13 protein-coding genes are annotated in these 19,455 nt (G+C 72.5%); 6 read left to right on the top strand and 7 right to left on the bottom strand.

Annotated features, from left to right (window positions below; genetic code table 11):
• The first annotated feature begins 16 nt into the window (after positions 1 to 16).
• Positions 17 to 1,522 carry a cytochrome P450 gene (locus WME96_RS25250; protein ID WP_437284148.1) on the top strand — a complete coding sequence of 502 codons (1,506 nt, stop codon included), beginning with the start codon at positions 17 to 19 and terminating at the stop codon, positions 1,520 to 1,522.
• A gap of 87 nt (positions 1,523 to 1,609) precedes the next feature.
• Here the strand turns inward: WME96_RS25250 and ggt are convergent, their stop codons facing one another.
• From ggt to WME96_RS25230, 4 genes are all read right to left on the bottom strand, one after another.
• Positions 1,610 to 3,526, bottom strand: a complete 1,917-nt coding sequence (ggt, locus tag WME96_RS25245; RefSeq protein ID WP_437284147.1) for a gamma-glutamyltransferase — start codon at positions 3,524 to 3,526, stop codon at positions 1,610 to 1,612.
• Positions 3,527 to 3,733: 207 nt separating this feature from the next.
• A complete protein-coding gene (locus tag WME96_RS25240) occupies positions 3,734 to 4,186 on the bottom strand; it encodes a hypothetical protein (protein ID WP_437284146.1) in 453 nt (150 codons plus the stop codon).
• A gap of 369 nt (positions 4,187 to 4,555) precedes the next feature.
• On the bottom strand, positions 4,556 to 5,284 hold the full coding sequence (locus WME96_RS25235) for a 2OG-Fe dioxygenase family protein (RefSeq protein WP_437284145.1): 729 nt from the start codon (positions 5,282 to 5,284) through the stop codon (positions 4,556 to 4,558).
• Between the two features lie 67 nt (positions 5,285 to 5,351).
• Positions 5,352 to 5,633 carry a DUF427 domain-containing protein gene (locus WME96_RS25230; RefSeq protein ID WP_437284144.1) on the bottom strand — a complete coding sequence of 94 codons (282 nt, stop codon included), beginning with the start codon at positions 5,631 to 5,633 and terminating at the stop codon, positions 5,352 to 5,354.
• A 226-nt stretch (positions 5,634 to 5,859) separates the two neighbouring features.
• Between WME96_RS25230 and WME96_RS25225 the strand changes: the two genes are divergently transcribed.
• The 3 genes from WME96_RS25225 to WME96_RS25215 all read left to right on the top strand — a co-directional run bounded on the left by WME96_RS25225 (position 5,860) and on the right by WME96_RS25215 (position 10,558).
• Entirely contained in the window at positions 5,860 to 6,714 is an 855-nt protein-coding gene (locus WME96_RS25225) for a hypothetical protein (RefSeq protein ID WP_437284143.1), read from the top strand.
• Positions 6,715 to 6,810: 96 nt separating this feature from the next.
• A complete protein-coding gene (locus WME96_RS25220) occupies positions 6,811 to 8,544 on the top strand; it encodes a hypothetical protein (RefSeq protein ID WP_437284142.1) in 1,734 nt (577 codons plus the stop codon).
• 169 nt (positions 8,545 to 8,713) lie between these two features.
• The gene (locus WME96_RS25215) at positions 8,714 to 10,558 is read left to right on the top strand and encodes an ATP-binding protein (protein WP_437284141.1); all 1,845 of its coding nucleotides are present in this window, start codon (positions 8,714 to 8,716) and stop codon (positions 10,556 to 10,558) included.
• Between the two features lie 44 nt (positions 10,559 to 10,602).
• Here WME96_RS25215 and WME96_RS25210 read toward each other — a convergent pair whose 3' ends face one another.
• Positions 10,603 to 12,150, bottom strand: coding sequence for an ATP-binding protein (locus WME96_RS25210; protein ID WP_437284140.1), 1,548 nt, complete (start codon positions 12,148 to 12,150; stop codon positions 10,603 to 10,605).
• A 112-nt stretch (positions 12,151 to 12,262) separates the two neighbouring features.
• Here WME96_RS25210 and WME96_RS25205 point away from each other — a divergent pair, with 112 nt between their 5' ends.
• Positions 12,263 to 13,282, top strand: coding sequence for a LamG-like jellyroll fold domain-containing protein (locus WME96_RS25205; RefSeq protein WP_437284139.1), 1,020 nt, complete (start codon positions 12,263 to 12,265; stop codon positions 13,280 to 13,282).
• A 110-nt stretch (positions 13,283 to 13,392) separates the two neighbouring features.
• Here the strand turns inward: WME96_RS25205 and leuA are convergent, their stop codons facing one another.
• Complete coding sequence (gene leuA, locus WME96_RS25200; protein ID WP_437284138.1) at positions 13,393 to 15,084, bottom strand: 2-isopropylmalate synthase; 1,692 nt, start codon at positions 15,082 to 15,084, stop codon at positions 13,393 to 13,395.
• 591 nt (positions 15,085 to 15,675) lie between these two features.
• Here leuA and WME96_RS25195 point away from each other — a divergent pair.
• Positions 15,676 to 16,293 carry a hypothetical protein gene (locus WME96_RS25195; protein ID WP_437284137.1) on the top strand — a complete coding sequence of 206 codons (618 nt, stop codon included), beginning with the start codon at positions 15,676 to 15,678 and terminating at the stop codon, positions 16,291 to 16,293.
• Between the two features lie 284 nt (positions 16,294 to 16,577).
• On the opposite strand, the gene WME96_RS25190 is transcribed toward WME96_RS25195, so the two are convergent.
• Complete coding sequence (locus tag WME96_RS25190) at positions 16,578 to 18,566, bottom strand: RICIN domain-containing protein (RefSeq protein WP_437284136.1); 1,989 nt, start codon at positions 18,564 to 18,566, stop codon at positions 16,578 to 16,580.
• Positions 18,567 to 19,455 lie beyond the last annotated feature (889 nt).

Genomic DNA, 19,455 nt, shown 5'->3' with positions numbered 1-19,455 from the left:
CGGAGAAGGAGGAATCATGAGTGCCAATGATCATCGGCAGCCCCCGGGCCCCGGCCCGCTCGCCAGCCTGCGGTACCTGGCGAATTTCAGGACCGGCGACATGCGTCATTACGAGGACCTGTTCGCGCGGTACGGCGACGTCGTGCGCCTGCGGGCGCCTGGCGCCGAGGACTTCGTCATGGCGTTTCACCCGAACGACATCGCGCACGTGCTCCGCACGAACGTCCGGAACTACCCCAAGGGCAAGCGGTATCACGAGCTCGCCCACGTGCTCGGCTGGGGCCTCGTGAACAGCGAGGGTGAGCTCTGGCGGCGCCAGCGCCGGCACGTGCAACCGCAGTTCAACCACGCCAACACGCTCAAGTTCGTCCCCATCATCGTGGACCACATGGAGGCGGTGCTGCGGCGCTGGGACGCCCAGCCGGCCGAGTTCGAGCGCGACATCAACGACGACATGATGGACGTGACGTTCGGCATCGCGGGCGAGGCGTTCTTCGGCGCTGCGCTGCAAGAGCACACGGACACCGTCCGTGAGGCGTTCAAGTATGCGCTCTCGATCGCGCTCAAGCGCATGTACTCCCTGGTCAACCCGCCCCTGTCCTGGCCGCTGCCCAGCCACGTGCGCTTTCGCCGGGCCATGGAGCGCGTGCACACCGTGATCGACGGCATCATCGACGGATACCAGCGCGGCGCGGGCGACGCGGACAACGTGCTCGTGCGCCTCATGGGCTCGGTCGACCCCGAGACCGGCGCCAGGATGGACCGCGCGCAGCTCCGGGACGAGATCAAGACCATCCTGATGGTCGGGCACGAGACGTCGAGCGTCACCGCCTCCTGGGCGCTGTACCTGATCGCGCAGCACCCCGAGGTCCATGCCCGGCTCACCGACGAGATCGACCGTGTCCTCGGCGGCCGGGCCCCGACGGCGAAGGACTTCGAGTCGATGCCTTACCTCGCCATGGTCTTCAACGAGTGCCTCCGCCTCCTGCCGTCGGTGCCGTTCATCCTCCGCAGCCCGCTGGAGGACGACGTCCTCGGCGAATACCACGTCGCCGCGGGGTCGACGGTGGCCATCGTCCCGTGGGTCACGCACCGGCACCCGGAGTTCTGGCGCGATCCGCTGCGGTTCGATCCCGAGCGCTTCGCGAATCATCGGCGGACCGCGGACGACAAGCTCGCCTTCATCCCCTTCGGCGCCGGACAGCGCATCTGCCTTGGCGAGTTCATGGGGCAGCTCGAGGGCAAGATCATGGTGGCGATGGCGCTCCAGCGGTATCAGCTCCGGCTGGTGCCTGGCTTCGACCCGCGCTGCCGCGGCTTCATCTCGCTGCAGCCGGTGAACGGGATGCGCATGATCCTGAAGCGGCGCGAGCCGGTGAGGGCGGCGCGCGCGGCGCCGGCGACGCGGGGCGAGCCCGCGGCCGCGGAGTCCGCGGCGGCGGCACCCGCGGCGCCCGTGGCGGCGGCGCCCGCGGCGGCCGCCATGAGGTCCGGCGGCTGCCCGTTCAGCGCCCGGGCCTGACGGCCGCGCTTCGGCCGCAGGACCGGAGTCCTGGTCAGGCCCTCTCGTTCTCCAGGAGGCTTCTGGGGCGCGTGCGCCCCCGGGGCTTCACTTCGCCCGCTCGACCATCGCGCTCCCACCCTGGCGGCGGACCGGCTCGGCGACCGCGGTCACGGTGCCATCGTCGTGGAAGCGCAGCGCGGTGGCCGCGCCGATCTCGCCTCCTGACGTGTTCTTGTCAGAGAAGACGTGTCCTAAGGCGGCGAGCCCCTCGGCCTCCGGCGTGCCGAGGAACGCCGTCTCTGCGTCGCTCGAGCCGCTGCCCGCGTTGCGCTGCGAGATGCGCGGCGCCGCGAGCGCCTTGTCGATCGGCAGACCCAGGTCGATATGACCGACGAGGATCTGCAGCACCGTCGTGATGATGGTGGACCCGCCAGGCGAGGCGAGCGCGAGCTCGGGCTTGCCGTCCTTCATCACGAGCGTCGGGCTCATGCTGCTGCGCGGCCGCTTGCCCGGCTCGGCCACGTTTGGGTGCGGCGCGGTCGGGTCGTCCGGGATGTTGAAGTCGGTGAGCTGGTTGTTCAGCAGGAAGCCGTGACCGGGGACGACGATGCCATTGCCGCCCTCGGCCTCGATGGTGCACGTATACGACACGATATTTCCGGCCGCGTCGCTGATCGTGATGTGCGTCGTCTCGTTGTCGTGCGCGTCGTTCGGGCCGGCGCTCCGGCCCCGCGCCCCTTGGCCACGGCCCGGCGAGGGGCTCGGGTCGGTCTGGAACGCGAACGGGTCGCCGGGCGCGGCCGCCTCGGTGGGGGCCTTGATCAGGTCGATCAGGTCCCGCCGTGCATCGGCGTAGTCCTTCGAGAGCAGCCCTGCGACGGGGGCCTCCACGAACTCGGGATCGCCGAGGAAGGCGCCCCGGTCGGCGAACGCCAGGCGCGAGGCGCCGAGGTACCGGTGCAGCACCTCGACGGGCGTGAGAAGCTCGGGATCGAACCCCTCGAGCAGGTTGAGCGCCAGCGCGAGCGTGATCCCGCCGCTGCTCGGCAGGCCCATGCCGTGGATCGTGTAGTCCCTGTACGTCGTCGAGACCGCCGGGCGGATGCGGACCTCGTAGTCTTGCAGATCGGAAGCCGCGATCACCCCGGGTCGGATGGTGAGCGTGCTCCCGGGCTCGACCGGGGGATCGCGGACCGCCGCGACGATGGCCTCGGCGACCTCGCCCTCGTAGAAGGCCTTCTCTCCTCCCCTGGCGATGAGGCGATATGTCCTCGCGAGGTCCGGGTTCTTGAAGGTGGCGCCGACCGGCCACGGCGCGCCGTCGGGCCCGAGGAAGAGCGCCTTGCTGCTCGTGATCGCCTGGAAGCGCGCCAGGTTCCGGCCTGTCTGCTCGAAGAAGGTCCTGTCGACCTCGAACCCCGTCTCGGCGACCCGGATGGCGCGCTGGAGCACGTCGTCGAGCCCGAGGGTCCCGTAGCGGCGGAGCGCCTCGCTCCATCCCCGCACCGTGCCGGGCACGCCGACCGACAGGCCGCTTGTCACGAGCTCATCGAAGTCGATCGGCGCGCCGTTCTCGTAGAAGGCGCTCGCCGCGAGCCCTGCCGGCGCCGTCTCGCGGTGATCGATCGCGACCACCTTGTTGTCGGCGGCGAGGTAGACGAGCATGAAGCCTCCGCCGCCGACGCCGCAGGAGAACGGGTCGGTCGCGCCGAGCACGCTCGCCGCGGCGACCGCGGCGTCCACGGCGTTACCGCCCTTCTTCAGGATCTCGATCGCCGCCAGGGTGCCGCGGAGATCGACCGTCGCCGCCGCGCCGCCGCGCCCGGTGGCGGTCGGCGCGATCTCCGGGAGCGTGGCGAAGAGGTCGTCGTCGTTGCCCGTCCCGCCGCCGTCCGGCTCCGCGCCCGCGTCGCCCGGAGCGGGCTCGACCTGGCTCACCGGGTCGAGCTTCTCGTTCGGGCTGCACGAGGCGCAGAGGACGAGGAGGCCGAGTAGGGGGAGGTGACGGTTGCGCTGGGCCATGGGCAAGGACGGTAGCAGCGCAACCATGAGCCGGCAGGGAGGCACCCTCTGGCAGCGCATGATTGCTGCCCAGCGCGCAGTCGCTGCGCGCTGGGCAGCGCTGCCCGCGCGAGACGACTCCGTCCGGCAGTGCCCTGCAGGCCTGCGCGCCACGCGCTCACCGCTGAGCCCGCATGCGCTCTGCAGCTCCAGGAGAGCCCGATGCGCTCAGGGGATCTCGGCATCCGCGGAGCCGATCTTCACCGGATCGTTCGGCTCGTTCATGTTGTCCCAGCGGCGGTACAGATCGACGGCGACAGTTCCCTTGCCGAGGCCCTTGATCGTCATGCCGATGTCGTAGCGGCAGTCGCATCCGGCGACGGCGCTCGGGTCCATGTCCACCGGCTGCACGAGCACGTCCACCTTGCCTCCGGACCGCCGCACGAACCCTTCCACCGCCTGCTCGCAGCGGAAATGCGCTGCGCCGTAGTCGAGGTGAACGGCCCCGCGCTCCGGCGTCGCCGCGAGCGTCTCCTTCACCGTCGCGTCGTACGCGCTCGCCGTGCACTCGCTCTGGGTGAGGCCCTCGATCGCCTCCGCGTCCTCCCAGCCCTCGGGCAGGTCCGCCCCGCCGCACCCGACCGCGAGGAGCATGCCGACTCCCACCATCATGTTCCGCATCTCGTCCCTCCAGCCAGCGCTCAACGCAACGCGCGTACCAGCGTGTGCAGTACCATCGTGTGCAGAGGAGACCTCGCGCTGCGACGGCCGGCGTGGCGCGACACCGACGTCGCGGGTGTGCCACGCCGGGCGCCCGCGATGACCGAAGGATCAGCGGCGCTGCATCCGGCGGTTTCGTCCCTCGCATCCGCCGCGCCCGTCCCTCCCCGCGGGCCTCTCCGGCTTCGGCGTCGCGCTGGGCGGCGCGACCGCCGCGGCGGGCCGGGACATCCCGGTGACCTCGACGCTCTCCCTCCGCGGCTTCGTCAGCGATGCGGTCTCTTGATCCGTTCTCCCGCGCCGCCGTCGCCCCGGAGAGAGCCCGCCGCGTCAGCCGCCCTGGAAGCCGCCCGCGCGGTACGTCAGCACCAGCGTGTCGCGATGGCCGCGCTCGCCGGCGGGCTGGATCGGCGTCGTCTCGTGGATCACGCGCTCGTCGTCCAGCAGCAGCAGGCTCCACGGCTCGGTGAGCGTGAATCGCTGGCCCGCGGGCCCGTCGGCCTGGAACACGCGCGTCTCGCCGCCCTTGATGCCTTCACGCCCGACGAGGAACACCGCCACGAGATCCACGCCGTCGCGGTGCGCGCCTTCCGGCGTGGGGCGGCCGATCCCGCCTTGCGTATCGATGCGGAACTGGTGCGCCTCGACGAACCAGGGCTGCTCGCCCTTGATGCCGGAAGCGACCTGCCCGAGCGCGCGCAGCAGGCACGCCCAGGCGGGCTGGTCCGCCACCTCTGGCACCATCGGCTCGAACCACCGGTGCATGCCGCCGTGCAGCGCGTTGTACTCGACGGGCTGCCAGTGCGCGCGGCGCGGCGCCGTTCGCACCGCGCCGCCCTCGACCACGAAGCACGCATGCCGCCGGCTGCGGTAGCGCCCGCCGTCCTTGAGGTAGCGGTCCGGCGGCAGGTCGTTCCAGGAGGGCCGCAGCGCATGCAGCTCGCGCAGGTCGCACCCCGTGAGCTCGGCGACGCCCTGCGGGCTGAGCACCGCATAGCCCTGCTGGCGCAGCAGCACGGGCACCTGCGCGGGGTAGGTGAAGGCGGGCGTGAGTTCCATCGCCTGCGAGCTTAACCCGCGGCTGGCGGCGCCGCCGTCCTGACCGCGACCAGCGCGCGCTGCGGTGTCAGTCGATGACCTTCACGCCCTTCCAGAACGCGACGCGGTCGCGCACCATCGCGGCTTCGGGCCTGGGGTCGGGGTAGTACCAGACCGCGTCGGGGTTGAGCTCACCGTCCACGAGCAGCGAATAGTAGCTGGCCGTGCCCTTCCACGAGCAGACGGTGTGATGATCGCTGGGGATCACGTGGTCGCGCGCGAGCGAGCTCGCGGGGAAGTAGTGGTTGCCCTCCACCAGCACGGTGTCGTCGCTCTCGGCGATGACCTTGTCCTTCCAGACGGCTTTCATCGGTTCCTCCTCCGGGTCCCTGCAGCCAGGCACGTTGAGCCTCGCCGCCACGTCGGTCCATGCAGGCCGCGCCCGGAAGCTGGCGCGCTGCGTGAGGCCCCGCAACCCTCGACCGCGCAAGCGGACGAGGGGGCGTGGCGTGGCGTCCAGCGCCGCGCCGGGATCCAGCTCGACGCGCAGCAGGCGCGCCCGATGGTGTATCCACGCCGCAGCCTGGAGGATGCTCATGCGGATTTTCTTCGTTGCGCTTCTCGTGCTCGTCACCGGCTGTGCGGGACAGGGCAAGACGGCGCAGCAGCGGCTCGCCGAGATCAAGACCTACCGCCGTCACCAGGAGATCGAACAGCAGAAGGCCGCCCAGCCTCCGGCGAAGGCCGCCGTCGCGCCGGCGCCGGTCGCCCCGCCCGCGGGCCCGGGGGCGCTGCAGGCCGTGGCGCCCTCGACCCCCGGCGCGCCCGCCGCGCAGCCGAGCGCCTCCGCTGCCCGGCCGAGCGCCCCCGCTGCCGCGACGGCCGCCCCGGCAGGCCGCCCTGGCGCGCCCGCCCCGACGACCGCGGCGGCCGCGCAGGAGCGGCGTGGACCTCGCGCGGGCCTCACCGGCTTCGGCGTCACGCTGGGCGGCGCGACCGCCCCGGCGGGCCGGGGCATCCCGGTGACCTCGACGCTCTCCCTCCGCGGCTTCGTCAGCGACACGGTGTCTCTGGCCGGCGTGGTCGGCGCGGGCATCGGCGTGGCGGGCGACGACACGGAGCTACGCCTGACCGTGGGCGGCGAGGTGGTCGCCTTCTTCGGCGATCTGGGCGAGAACATGCACGCCTTCTTCGTGGGCGAGGCCGCGTACAACCGCCTCTCCCTCTCCACGTCGCGCGAGGACGATGATCCGTTCACCGGCGGGACCGCCGCGAGCGACGTCTCCGCGGTGTCGCTCGGCGCCGGCGGCGGGCTGGAGTACTGGCTCGCGCCGCGGCTCTCCGTGAACGCGCGCATGATGGTGGGCGGCGTCCTCGGCGTGGAAGGGGGCCAGGGCGTCTTCTTCGGGACGTTCAGGCCCGGCCTCGGCGTGACGCTGTTCGCCAACTGAGCGAGGCTCGCCCTGCGCGCGCAGGCCGCCGCGCGCAGGGCGCCGCGCGCAGGCCGCCGCGCCCAGGTCGGCCTCGCTGCTGGTACAAGAAGCGGCGTGAGACGCCTCGCCGCCGTCGCCGCCCTCGCCTTCTCGCTGTGCGCCTGCGCGAGCAGCACCACCGCCAGCGCCCCCCGCTGCCTCACCGGGGCCACGCCGAGCGTGGGCCGGCCGGCGCCGGACGAGATGTTCGCGCTGATGCGGCGCGAGCGGGAGCGCGCCGACCGGGCGTCCTCTCCGCTCGTCCGCGCCCGGATCCTCGAGGCCCTCCCGGGGCTCTTCCCGGACGTGAGCGACCTCGCCCACGAGCCCCGCTGCCGCGACGAGCTCGCCGCCGAGAACGCCGCGGCGCTCCGCGCCGATCCGCTCGTGTTCTCGCGCCTCCTCGTCGCGCGGCTCCGCACCGTGCACGACCCGCGGCTCCTCCTGCCGCTCGCCACGCGGGCCGAGGCGCGCGTCACCGCCTACCAGCTCGGCCCGGACGAGCCCGGGCCTCCGCCCCCGAGATCGCTCGTCAGTCACCTCGCCCTGGCGAGCCTCCCGCCGTCCTGGATCGTGAACGACCCGGAGGGCCGGCGGCTCGCGCTCGACCGTCTCCGCGCGGGCGGCGACGCCCGCGAGCTCCTCGTCCTGCACGGCGCCGCGACCGCGCTGTTCCAGGAGGCGCTCCGGGGCCACCCCGAGCGCGCGCAGGGCGACGCGGGCCCGTCGCTGCTGCGCGCCTGGCTGCCCGACCTCGCGCGGCGGCTGGACGGCCCGGCGGACCGCGTCGCGCTGGAGCTCGCGATCCGCCGGCTCGCCGACGTGGGCACGTACGCCGCGCGCTTCGGCGTGGGGCCCGAGGCCCGCGCCCTCGTGGAGCGGGTCCTCGCGGCGCGGGGCGAGCTCCCCCTCACCCAGGGGATCGCCGGGGGCGCGCGGGACCTGGCCGAGGTGGCGCGCGGGGCGCTCCACGATCTCGAGGTCCCGCAGCGATCGCTCGCGGGCGCCGACCTCCCGCCGCCGCGGCGCGACCGCTTTCGCGTGTGGCGGGACTGGCTCGACGCCGAGCCCGCGGGAGGCGAGGTCCCGGCGGCCGACGCGCTCGCGCGCATCCGCGACCTCGACGCGGAGCTCGCGGCGCTGCGCTTCGATGCGCCGCGCTGCCGCGTGATCGAGGAGCTCGGGCAGTGGCTCCCGCCGGACGAGGCGTCCCGGCGCTTCGACGCGCTCGTCGCCCCCGTGTTCGACGGCGAGCGCATCCGGCCGAGCGCCGAGGCGCTCTGCCGGACGCGCGTGGCGCTCCGGCTCGCCGGCGTCGACGAGGCGCGGCGGGTGAAGCTCCTGCTCCGGCTGCTGTCCGCGACGCCCCTCGACGCGGACTCTGTCGGCACGGTCGCCGCCCGCGCGCTCGCGGAGCACCTCGGCTGGATCGACCGCCACGCGGACCTGCGCGCGTGGCTCGAGGCGCAGGCCCTCGCGCCCATCCCGCTCGACCTGGAGGCCGCCCGGCGGTGGAGCCTCCTCCAGCCAGCCTTCGAGCGCGCGCTGGCGCTGCGCGCGCCCGGGGGTCCGAGCGCGCGGCCGGAGACGGCGGCCGCGATCGTGCGCGCCTGGATGGAATCGATCCGCGCGGCCGAGGCGCAGCAGGGCGCGACCCACCTCGTCGTCGGCGAGGTGGTGAGGGCGCGCCTCCGGGCGCTCGCCGACCATGGACGGGACGCCGGCCTCGCCGAGGAGGTCGGCGCGTTCCTCGGCGAGCGCAAGGACCAGCGAGCGGCGGTGATCGCCTCCTACCTGCTGACGCTCTAGCCAGCGCTCGCCGCCGGGCCGACATGGACACGAGACGACCAGGCCACGATCCGCCTGCGCCGCGAAAAATAACCGGGCGCGTATCGATACGTTTTCCTGGGTGATCTCCACGCGATCGGCATGCTCGCGCGCCGGTCTGCGCTACGCTCGTCGGCGGCCCGGAGCCTCTATGCGATCACTCGATGGGCAGCCCACCTTTGCACGGTCCGTCTTCGAAGGGGCCGCGCCCCGTCTCGAGCGGGTGGTCGAGCGGCTCCAGCGCCTGCAGGCGATCACCGCGGCGCTCGCGGGCGCCCGCACCCTGGCCGAGATCGCGGGCACCGTCATCGATCAGGGGATGCCCGCGCTCGACGCCGAGGTGGGCGTCGTCGCGCTGCTGTCGACCGACGGCGCCACGCTCCGCAACCTCGGCTTCAAGGGGGTCCCCGTCGAGACCGAGGGGGACTGGGTCGAGTATCCGGTCGACTCGCCCGTGCCCGTCGCCGAGGCGGCGCGGCTCGGCGCGCCCGTCATCGTGCCGACGCGCGAGGAGCGCAACGCGCGCTATCCGGTCCTCGCCAGCGTCCACGGCGTGGAGCACGGGGGCGCCGTCGTCGCGTTCCCGCTCATCGTCGAGGCCCGGATCGTCGGCTCGCTCGGCTTCTGCTTCCCTGCTTCGCGCGCGTTCGACGCGGACGACCACGCGTTCGTCGTCTCCATCGCCCAGCAATGCGCGCTCGCGATCGAGCGGGTGCGCTGGCACGAGGTGGCGGAGCAGGAGATCGCGCACCGCCGGGCGTCCGAGGAGGCGCTGCGCGCCCGCGAGCGGGAGCTCACCGCGCTCGTCACCGAGCTCCATCAGACCCAGGACGCCCTGCGGGAGGCCGATCGGCGCAAGGACGAGTTCCTGGCGATGCTCGCCCACGAGCTGCGCAACCCGCTCGCGCCCCTGCTCAACGCCGTGGAGCTGCTCAGGATCGCGGGCCCGGCCACGCCGGTGGTCGAGCGCGCGCGCGCCATCATGGATCGCCAGATCGGGCACATGACCCGGCTCGTCGACGATCTGCTCGACATCTCGCGCATCTCCCGCGGCAAGATCGCGCTCTCCGCCGAGCGCCTCGACCTCGTCGAGCTCGCCCGCGCCGCGGCGCTCGACTACCGACCGCTGCTCGACGCGCGCGGCGTGCGCTTCGAGCTCGCGCTGCCGGCCGAGCCGGTTTGGCTCCGCGCGGACGCGACGCGGCTCACCCAGGCGATCGGCAACCTGCTCCAGAACGCCAGCAAGTTCACCGACGGCGGCGGCTTGGTCCGGCTCTCGGTGGTGCCCGATCGCGGCCGCGGCGTCGTCTCCGTCGAGGTCGCGGACACCGGCATCGGCATCGATCCGGCCATCCTGGAGCGCATCTTCGAGCCGTTCACGCAGGCCGACCGGAGCCTCGCCCGCAGCCGCGGCGGCCTGGGCCTCGGGCTCGCGCTGGTCAAGGGGGTCGTCGAGCTCCACGGCGGCGCCGTGCGCGCGGCGAGCGCCGGCGTCGGCCGCGGCGCGCAGATCGCGATCACGCTGCCGCTCGCCGACGTCGCCGCGCCGCGCGCCGCGGAGGCGCGGCGCCCCGGGGTCGCGGCGGCGAGCGCGGGCCGCGCGCGGCGCATCCTGATCATCGAGGACAACCACGACGCGGCCGACAGCCTGCGCATGCTGCTCGAGCGCCGCGGCCACGCCGTGTCCGTGGCCCACAGCGGCGCGGACGGCGTGGCTGCCGCGCGCGACGCGCCGCCCGACGTGATCCTCTGCGACATCGGCCTTCCGGGGGACATGAACGGCTATGGTGTGGCCCGGGCGCTGCGCGGCGAGAGCGCCACGAGGGCGACGCTGATGGTCGCGCTCACCGGCTATGGCCAGGACGACGACCGGCGGCTCGCCCACGCCGCCGGGTTCGACGCCCACCTCACCAAGCCGGTGACCCAGGCGATGCTGGAGCGGCTCCTCGCCGACATCGCCTCGCTCCCCGGGGACGCGCGGGGCGCGCGCGGCTGAGGCGCTCCGGGGCGCGCGTGGCTGAGGCGCTCCGGGGCGCGCGGTCAGGCCCGGATCACCGTCACCTGCCGCCCTCCCGGGGTCATGGCAGGCGCGGCCGAGAGGCGCTGAGCGAGCGGCGGCGCGTCCGGCCGGCGATCGAAGATCACGAGCCATCCGGTCGTGAGGCCGAGGCCGGCCAGGTAGCCGTCGATCTGCTCAAGGCCCTCCTTGAGCGGGTCCGTCTCCGCCGGTCGCCACACCTTGATCTCGATGCCCAGCGTCTCACCCCGATACCGCACGATGAGGTCCATCCGCCCGCGCCCGATGGCGTATTCGCGCTCGATGGATCCCCCGTTCACGACCCGGTGCAGGAAGGCCATGAGGACGAGGTGCGGCGCGATCTCGTGATAAGGCGCCGTGGCGAGCAGGGGTTCCCCGTGCTGCCGCCAGAAGTCGAGGAACGCGCGCAGGAGGGCCTCGCGGTCGAGGCGGCCCTCCGGCGTGAGCCATGTCGCCGGGATCTGCGGCAGGACATCGCGCGTCGAGCCGGCGAGCGCCCGCACGATGATCTCCCTGTAGATCGGGTTCGCCACCGTCAGCCCCCCGATCTCGGAGCGCCGCAGCAACCCGAGATCCACGACGAAGCGGCGATCGTCCTCCGGCACGTTGCCGGGCGTGCCGCCGGCGAGCATGGGCTCGACGATCGCGCGCACCCGCGGCTCCTGCAGCCTGTCCATGAGGCTGTCGAGGTGCGTATCCTGCCGTCGAATCAGGATCTCCTTGGCCTGCTCGACGTGCTCGGCCGTGATCGGCTGGGCCGGATCCTGCACCAGCACCTCGGTGAGCTGCTGCCCCAGCGCGTTGACGAGCCACGGCTGACCCTGCGTCAGGTGAAAGGCGCGGTCCACGGCCTCGGGGAGGAACACCTGGCCTGTCTCGCTGGTGTGCTGGCGATAGAGCTCCGCCACCTCGTCGCTCGTGAAGTTGCGCATCGTGAGCGACTCGGCCTTGATGTTGAAGGGGCTCGCCGTGCCCAGGCGCCCGGTGCCGCCGGACGCGACCTTGTAATCGCGCACGTCGCGCAGGCCGATGAGCGCGAGAGACCAGGGGAAGTGCCCGGGACGCGTGGGGTACCCGGCGCGGATCTGCCGCAGGGCCGAGATGAGCGCGTTGTCCTGGAGGGCGTCGATCTCGTCGAGGAAGACGACGAGCGGCCGGGGCGCCGTCTCGGCCCAGGCGCGCAGCGCGGCGCTGATACGGCTGCCGGGGGGCGCGTCCGGCCAGGGAGGCGGCTGGAGCTCCGGTGGGAGCCAGGCGGCCGTCCACCCCCGCCACGACTCGAGGATGGCCAGCTCCGCGGCGCCGAGATCGTCGGGGAAGGGGGCGCCCTGCTCCATCGGGAGCAGGACCGACACGTACCGGCCCTCGGCCGTCAGCTCACGCCCCAGGCTGAGCAGGGTCGTCGTCTTGCCGACCTGCCGCGGCGCGTGCAGGACGAAATATCGCTTCTTCGCGATCAGCCTCCGCACGTCCGGCAGGCGAGCCATCACGGGCAGGGTGTAGTGGTCGGCGGGATCGTTGGGGCCGGCCGTGTTGAAGGAGCGCGCCACGGGCGAAGCTTTCGGCCGGAGGGCGCGGGCGGTCAAGCCACGCCAGGGCGCGCCGCCTTCTCCAGGGTGCGTCGCCTTCTCGTGGTGAGCGCGCGACGATAGGATGAGGCAGATGACGGTGCGCCTGCTGATGATCTCGCTCCAGCTCCTCGCGGCGTGCGCCCCCGAGTTGCGGCTGGGCGAGCTCCCCGGCTCCGGCGGAGGCAGCAGCGCAGGGGGCGGTGGCGCCGGCGGCGCCGGTCCCGAGGCCGCCGGCACGTCGAGCAGCGGCGCAGGTGGCGAGACCGCCGGCTCCGACGCGGGAGCCGGCGGCGGCGGCGAGGGCAGCGCGGAGGCCAGCGGCGCCGGAGGCGCCGATTGCACCCGCGATGCCTCCTGCCTGACCGACGACGGCCTCGTCGCGCGGTATTTCCTCGACGAGGCGAGGGCCGGGAGCGCGCCGACGCAGGTCGAGGACGCCGCGGCGGCGCCGCTGCCGCTCGCGCTGACGCACGGGCCGGAGATGAGCTTCGCGGCGGACGGCGCCGGGCACACCGGGCTCTCCTGGACGACGGCCGGCGCCGACGGCCGGGCCTCCGTCCTGATCGACGGCACCAAGATCCAGAGCGCGCTGCAGGGGGCCGTCGCCGGGACGATCGAGGTCGTGGTCCGCATCGCGGAGGTCGTCGAGGGGGGCTCGCGCATCGTTCATATCGGCACGGGCGCGGAGGGGGGCCGCCTCACGCTCCGCTCGGAGGCGCCGGGTCAGATCGTCTTCTGGTGGAACGGCGATTACTGCGGCGGCGCCTGGGACGCCGAGCTCCCGGAGCGCGCGGTGGTGCACGGCGTGTTCGATTCGACCGTCCAGGAGCCCGCGGCGGATCGGCTCCGGCTCTACGTCAACGGCGCGCCGGCCCGGCGGCGCAGCTCGGTCGGCGGCTATTGCGGGATGCACCTGAGCGTGCCCCCGCTCGGCGCGACGCTGGACTTCCCTGACGGACGGCACCTCGTCCTCGGCAACCGCGAGCTCGGCGGGCGGACCTTCTCGGGCGCGATGTACTACGCGGCGCTCTATGCCAGGGCGCTCACGGCCGCGGAGATCGAGCGACACGCGGCGGCGCTGCTGGCCAGCGACGACCGCCCGGGGCCGTGAGCGGCGATCCAGCGCGGCCTCGCCCGATCGCCAGGCGGGGCCGCGCCGGCTCGCCTGGCCGCGCGCGCGAGCCAGCCGCTCGCCTCGCGGCGCCGGCGGGCCGCGCCCGGTCACTCGGGCGAGAGCGCCATCCGCGCCGGCTCGGCCGGCCGCGCGCGGTTCCACGCGGACGCGACCGCCGCGAGCGACGCCATGACGGCGCTCGGGTGCGTCCCCGCCCCGAAGCAGCGCTTGCGCCCGATCGAGAGGCCCACATACGCCACGGACTCGGCGCCTGCGGTCCGCCCTATCGTGTGCTCCGCGTGCTCCTCCACCGCGATCGCGATCCCCGCGTGGCGCGCGAGCGCGCTCGCGAACGCCTCGACGGGGCTCTGGCCGGCGGCGCTCAGCACGTGGGGTACGCCGCGTATCTGCACGTGGAACTCGTGTCGTTCCCCCGCGCCCTGGCCGGTCCTCCGGTGCTCGGTGACGCGCAGCGGCCCGCCGCGGTTCACGTACTCGCGCTCGAAGATCGCGAGGATCTCGGCCTTCTGCACCTCGCCTTCGGTCCGCTCCGCCCGGCGCTGCACGGCCTGGCTCAGCTCGATCGCGAGCCCCTTCGGCACCGCGTAGCCGTGATCGTGCTCGAGCACGTAGGCCACGCCGCTCTTGCCCGACTGGCTGTTCACGCGGATCACCGCTTCGTAGCTGCGCCCGACGTCCTGCGGATCGATGGGCAGGTACGGCACCTCCCACAGCGCGCTCCCGCCCTCGCGCAGCGCCTTGAAGCCCTTCTTGATCGCGTCCTGGTGCGAGCCCGAGAACGCGGTGTACACGAGCTCGCCGACGTAGGGGTGGCGCGGGTGGACGGGCAGGCGATTGCAGTGCTCGGCGGTCTCCTTGATCGCCTGGACGTCATGGATCTCGAGCTCCGGATCCACGCCCTGGGAGAACAGGTTGAGCGCCAGCGTCACGACATCGACGTTCCCCGTGCGCTCGCCGTTCCCGAACAGCGTGCCCTCGACGCGGTCGGCGCCGGCCATCAGGGCGAGCTCGGCCGCCGCGACCGCCGTGCCGCGGTCGTTGTGCGGGTGGACGCTCAGCACGATGCTGTCGCGCTGCTTCAGGTTCCTGTCCATCCACTCGATCTGATCCGCGTACACGTTGGGCGTGGACATCTCGACGGTGGCGGGCAGGTTCAGGATGATCTTCCGTGACGGGCTGGGCTGCCACACGTCCATCACCGCCTCGCAGATCTCCTTCGCGAAATCGAGCTCTGTCCCCGTGAAGCTCTCGGGCGAGTACTCGAGCACGACCTCGGTCTCCGGCATGCGCGCCGCGAGCTCCTTCACGAGCCTCGCCCCGCGCACGGCGATATCGACGATGCCCGCGCGATCCAGGCCGAACACCACGCGTCGCTGGAGCGTCGAGGTGGAGTTGTAGAGGTGCACGACCGCGCGGCGCGCCCCGCGGATCGCCTCGAACGTGCGCTCGATCAGCTCGGCGCGCGCCTGGGTGAGCACCTGGATGGTCACGTCGTCCGGGATGAGCCGTTCGTCGATGATCCGTCGCACGAAGTCGAAGTCGGGCTGCGACGCGCTGGGGAAGCCCACCTCGATCTCCTTGAACCCCATGCGCAGGAGCTCGTTCCACATGCGGAGCTTGCGCTCGGGCCCCATGGGCTCGACGAGGGCCTGGTTGCCGTCGCGCAGGTCCACGCTGCACCAGCGCGGCGCCCTCTCGATCACGCGGCCGGGCCAGCGCCGGTCGGACAGGTGGATGGGCTGATAAGGCTTGTATTTGTGGACAGGCATCGTGGACATGACAGGACTCCCAGAAAGCTGAGGATGGGAGCCGTCGCGACGACGACGCGAGAACCCCCACCGGGCCAAGGAACGGGCGGGGGCCGAGCTGCGAAGATGGACGTCGTCAGCAGCGCGCGGACAGCCCCCGAGGCCGTAGGCCTAGGCAGGGGCGAAGCGAGGGCGCGCAGTGGATCGACATCGGGGGTGCAATCTAGCGAACGTCCTCTGGCTTGTCCAGCGGCGCGTCGCGGGCGACGGCGGCCGGCCACGTTGCCCCCTTGCCGGCGCGGTGCTCGCGGGGGCTGCAGCCCGCCGCGAGGGCGCGGCGGCGACGCCCGGCGCGCCCGCGGCGCGGTCGAGCCGGGCGACGCATCGCCGGCGCCGGCCAGCGGCCTGCTGTCAGACATCCTCTTCGCGCCACAGGGCGATCCGCAGGTCGGAGCACGACGCCTGACATGGGGCCTTCGGCGTGCGGCGATGTCAGGGAAAAACGCGCCGGCGCTCTGCGCATCGCGCCGCGAGATGAGGGCGATGGATATACGATCGCTCGCTGGGCACTCCCGGCGCGAGGTGACGAACATGCGAGGACGCGAGCGCGAACGAGCTGACGTGGGGAATCGACGATCGCATCGACGCGGGTCGCTCGCTGTCGCGATCGGACTCCTCGTCTCCCTCTTCCTCTCCGGGCAGGCGCGCGCGGACGACGCCCCTCCGCCTGCTCCGCCGCCCGTGCAGGCGCAGCCCCTGCCAGCGCCCCCGGCTCCTCCGCCGCCGGGCTACTACGCCGCCCCCGGCGTCCCGCCCGCGGGCCCGAAGGTGCTTCCCTGGAGGGAGGGTGAGCCGGTGCCTCCCGGCTATCATCCGGAGGAGCGCGTCCGGAAGGGGCTCGTGATCAGCGGCGCGATCGTCTTCGGGACGGTCTACCTGTTCACGGCGATCGGCGGCGCTGATGCTGTGTACCGCGGCTCGTCGGGCTACGCGGCGCTGTTCGTGCCGGTCGCGGGCCCGTTCCTCACCCTGGCCACGACCCGGCAGGACGACCTCGAGACCATGGCGCTCGTCCTCGACGGGCTCGTCCAGGTCACGGGCGCCGCCTTGCTCCTGCCCGGCCTCCTCGTGCCGAAGACGGTGCTGGTCCGCGACGACGTCAGCAAGGCCTTCGTGGTCCCGGCGCCCATGTCGTTCGGTCCGAGCAGCGCCGGTCTCGGCCTCGTCGGCCGCTTCTGACCGTCGACCGACCCGTCCAGCATGCCGGGAGGTATCCCCGACAGGTCGTCGACCCGTCCAGCAGGCCGGGAGGTATCCCCGACAGGTCGCCGACCTGCCGGGGAGGCTCCGGGGGTCGCTCGAGGGGTCGCCGACCCGCCCCGGCATGCCCCAGGGCTTCCGGAAACGGGTCGGCGTGGTGTTGCGCAGGCCGATCGGCCTCTTTCCAGGGGTCGCTCACCTGCCGGACAGGCCGGGAGGCCTCCGGAACCGAGGCGTCGACCTGTCCTGCGACCCTCCGGGCGTCACCCGCCGCTCGGGCGCTCGTAGGCGCCGATGTCCGTCGCCGAGCCCTGGGGTCGCGCGACCGGGCGGAAGCAGCCCTCGATGCCGCCCACGCTGGCGATGTACGTGTAGTCGGGCGCGTACTGCCACCACGAGACCGGCTGCCCCGACTGCTGCTTCAGGCACCTCGGATCGAACCCGATGTCGTTCGTGGGGGCCGAGGCGCTCGTGCCGGCGTCGATGAGCTGCGTCGCGCCGTCGGCCACGTGGAAGTCGAGGAGGCCCGACGTGCTCGTGAAGAAGGGCGCCGCGGCCCCGCCGTTCAGGAGCAGGTTGTTCGACTGCGTGACGCCCGTCGCGCCGAAGAGGGCCTGGTTGCCGCTCGACGCGACCGCGACGTTGTTGCGCACCACGGCGCCTGTGCGCGAGCCAGCGTCCGAGAAGAAGATCTCGTGATGATACTGGACGTTTGGGTCGATGCCGTTGCCGAAGCAGGTGTTGTTCGTGATCACGGCGTTCGGGCTCCTCGTCAGGCGAATGCACGACCCGCCGTTGCGGAAGCCGATGTTGTTCTCGAACGTGGCGCCCGTGCTGTTCTCGTCCAGGATGAACCCGCTGCCGTCCGACCGGTTGCTGGAGATGTCGATGTTCTCGAACGACACGTTGCCCCGCACCACGTTGTCGAGGGCCGTCCCGCCGACCTGGAACAGGTTGACCCCGCTCGACCACGACGGGAGCTTGTTGCCGTTGTGCGCGACGATGCTGTTCTCGATGCGCACGCCGGTCGCCTTGTAGAAGGCGATGCCGTTGATGCCGTTGTTCTCCGCGATCGTGTGCCTGAGCTCGATGTTGCTGGAGGGGTGGTTCCAGCCGTTCGAGAAGCCGCTCGACGTGTAGTTGCGCGCGGCGATGCCCATCACCCGGATGTACCGGACCGCCGTGCTGACCGGCTCGAACGCCGAGCTGTCGCTGCCGCCGCCGTCGAGGATCGGGAGCTCGCCCGGATAGGCGCGGAACGTGATCCAGGCGGTCGGCGTCCCGGACTTCGTGGGGTGGATGCCGTTGTTCCACCCGGTGTAGGTGCCGCCGCGGATGTAGACGGTATCGCCCGGGTTGGCGGCGTTCACCCCCTTGCTCACGGTCTTGAACGGCCGATCGAGGGTGCCGGGGTTGCTGTCGCTCCCGTTCGTCGCGACGTAGTACTGCGCGCCGCTCGTGCTGCCCCCACCGCCCGCGCCGCCGCCTCCTCCGGCGCCGCCCGCGCCGCCGGCACCGCCCGCGCCGCCGGCACCGCCCGCGCCGCCGGCCCCTCCAGCGCCGCCTGCGCCGCCCGCGCCGCCTGCGCCGCCCGCACCGCCCGCGCCCGAGCTGCTGCTGGAGCTGCTCGTGGACGTGGTGCTGGAGCTGCTGGAGCTGCTCGCGGACGTGGTGCTGGAGCTGCTGGTCGAGCTGCCCTCCACAGCCCTGAGCGAGAACTTCTGGTTCTCGCCGTTCGCCCAGCTCCACACCTGGAGGCCGGCGCCGTCCGCCGTCGAACGCCCCATGACGTCCAGCGCCTGACCGCTGTTGTGGACGGTGATCCGCTGGACGCCGGTGGTGATGTCGGTGATCGAGAATTGCTGGCTCGCGGCGTCGCCGCAGGCAGACTGGACGATGGTGGCGCCGTTCGCTGTCGAGCCGCCGTTCGTCCCGAGGCAGAGGCCGCTGTTCACGTTCTTGAGCCGGTAGTACCCACTGTCGGCAGGCTCGGCGCGGAACTGCTGTCGCGTCTCGCCGTTGCACGCGGCGATCTGCGCGGCCGCCGAGGTCGCGGTGCTCCCGCCCCGGATCTCCACGCACTTGGCGCTCTGCGCGCCGACGATCGTGTAGACCGCGCCCGGGTCGATCGCGACGGCGCCCTCGAGCCAGCCGCCCTCCTCGCCGTCGATCGCCTCCGGGCCGACGACGCACGACACGGCGATGACGCCCGTCGCGGCGGCAAGCAGCGCGTGCTTGGATGCGAATCTCATATCGTTCTCCTCAGATAAGTAAGTGAAACGTGAATCTCTCGACGGCTCGACGGGCGCTGGCGTCGGCCACTGTCGCTCGCTGCGCGGTGACCGCTCCCGAGGGACGGCCGCGTCGGGCCACCTTCGTGCTGATCCCCCTCGAGCCCGACGTCCGCGGAGCGGATAAGTTCGTGTTGCGTGCGCCAGAATCTATGTGCGCCAGAAGACGCAGGGGGACTTCTTAGTTCCTGACCGGCATAGGTCAAGCAGATTGCTTGTCACCCAGGCTGGATCTGTCGCGTGAGGTGGGATATTCGCGCCGTCGGAGTGACAGGCGAAGAGGGCGCAGAGGTATCCGTCGTGGATGCGCTCTGCGCCCTCTTGCTCATCCCTTCATGACGTGATCGCTGCGTGACGTCATCGCAGGCCCGGCGCTCGGCGCGCCGCCGGGCTCGGGCCGCGGCCGGCCCCGTGGGGCCGTCAGCGGAGGCTCCCGGAGGGGCGGCCGCGGTGGCCATTGCCGCTGCTGATGAATTTTGAACGAGATGCGCGCGGAGCGGATAAGTTCGTTCTGTGTGTGCAAGGTAATGCGGCAAGGATGCTTATTGTTCAGAGATGGCATGTCCGTCAAGGCGATTGTTCGTCGCGCGCTGACCTGGCTCTCCTGAGCAGCACGGGATCCATCCCCTCGAATTCCCAGAAAATTCACAGGGAGGCGGGGAGGCGGGGAGAGAGAGCTCAAAAATACTCCCCGTTTCCCCGCCTCCCTGTTCAATTTTTCTGCTGAAGAACGCTGCGAATGAGGGGAATCCTTGGGATCTACCCAGCTCCGGGAGCGGTCCTGGTCAAACCAGGATCCATCCATGTCCGGGATGGGGACTGGGTCATGCGGGATCCACCTCCGCCATTG

This window comes from Sorangium sp. So ce406 (assembly GCF_051474675.1).
In the GTDB taxonomy this organism is placed as follows: domain Bacteria; phylum Myxococcota_A; class Polyangia; order Polyangiales; family Polyangiaceae; genus Sorangium; species Sorangium cellulosum_G.
This window is presented reverse-complemented; position numbering and strand designations above follow the sequence as displayed.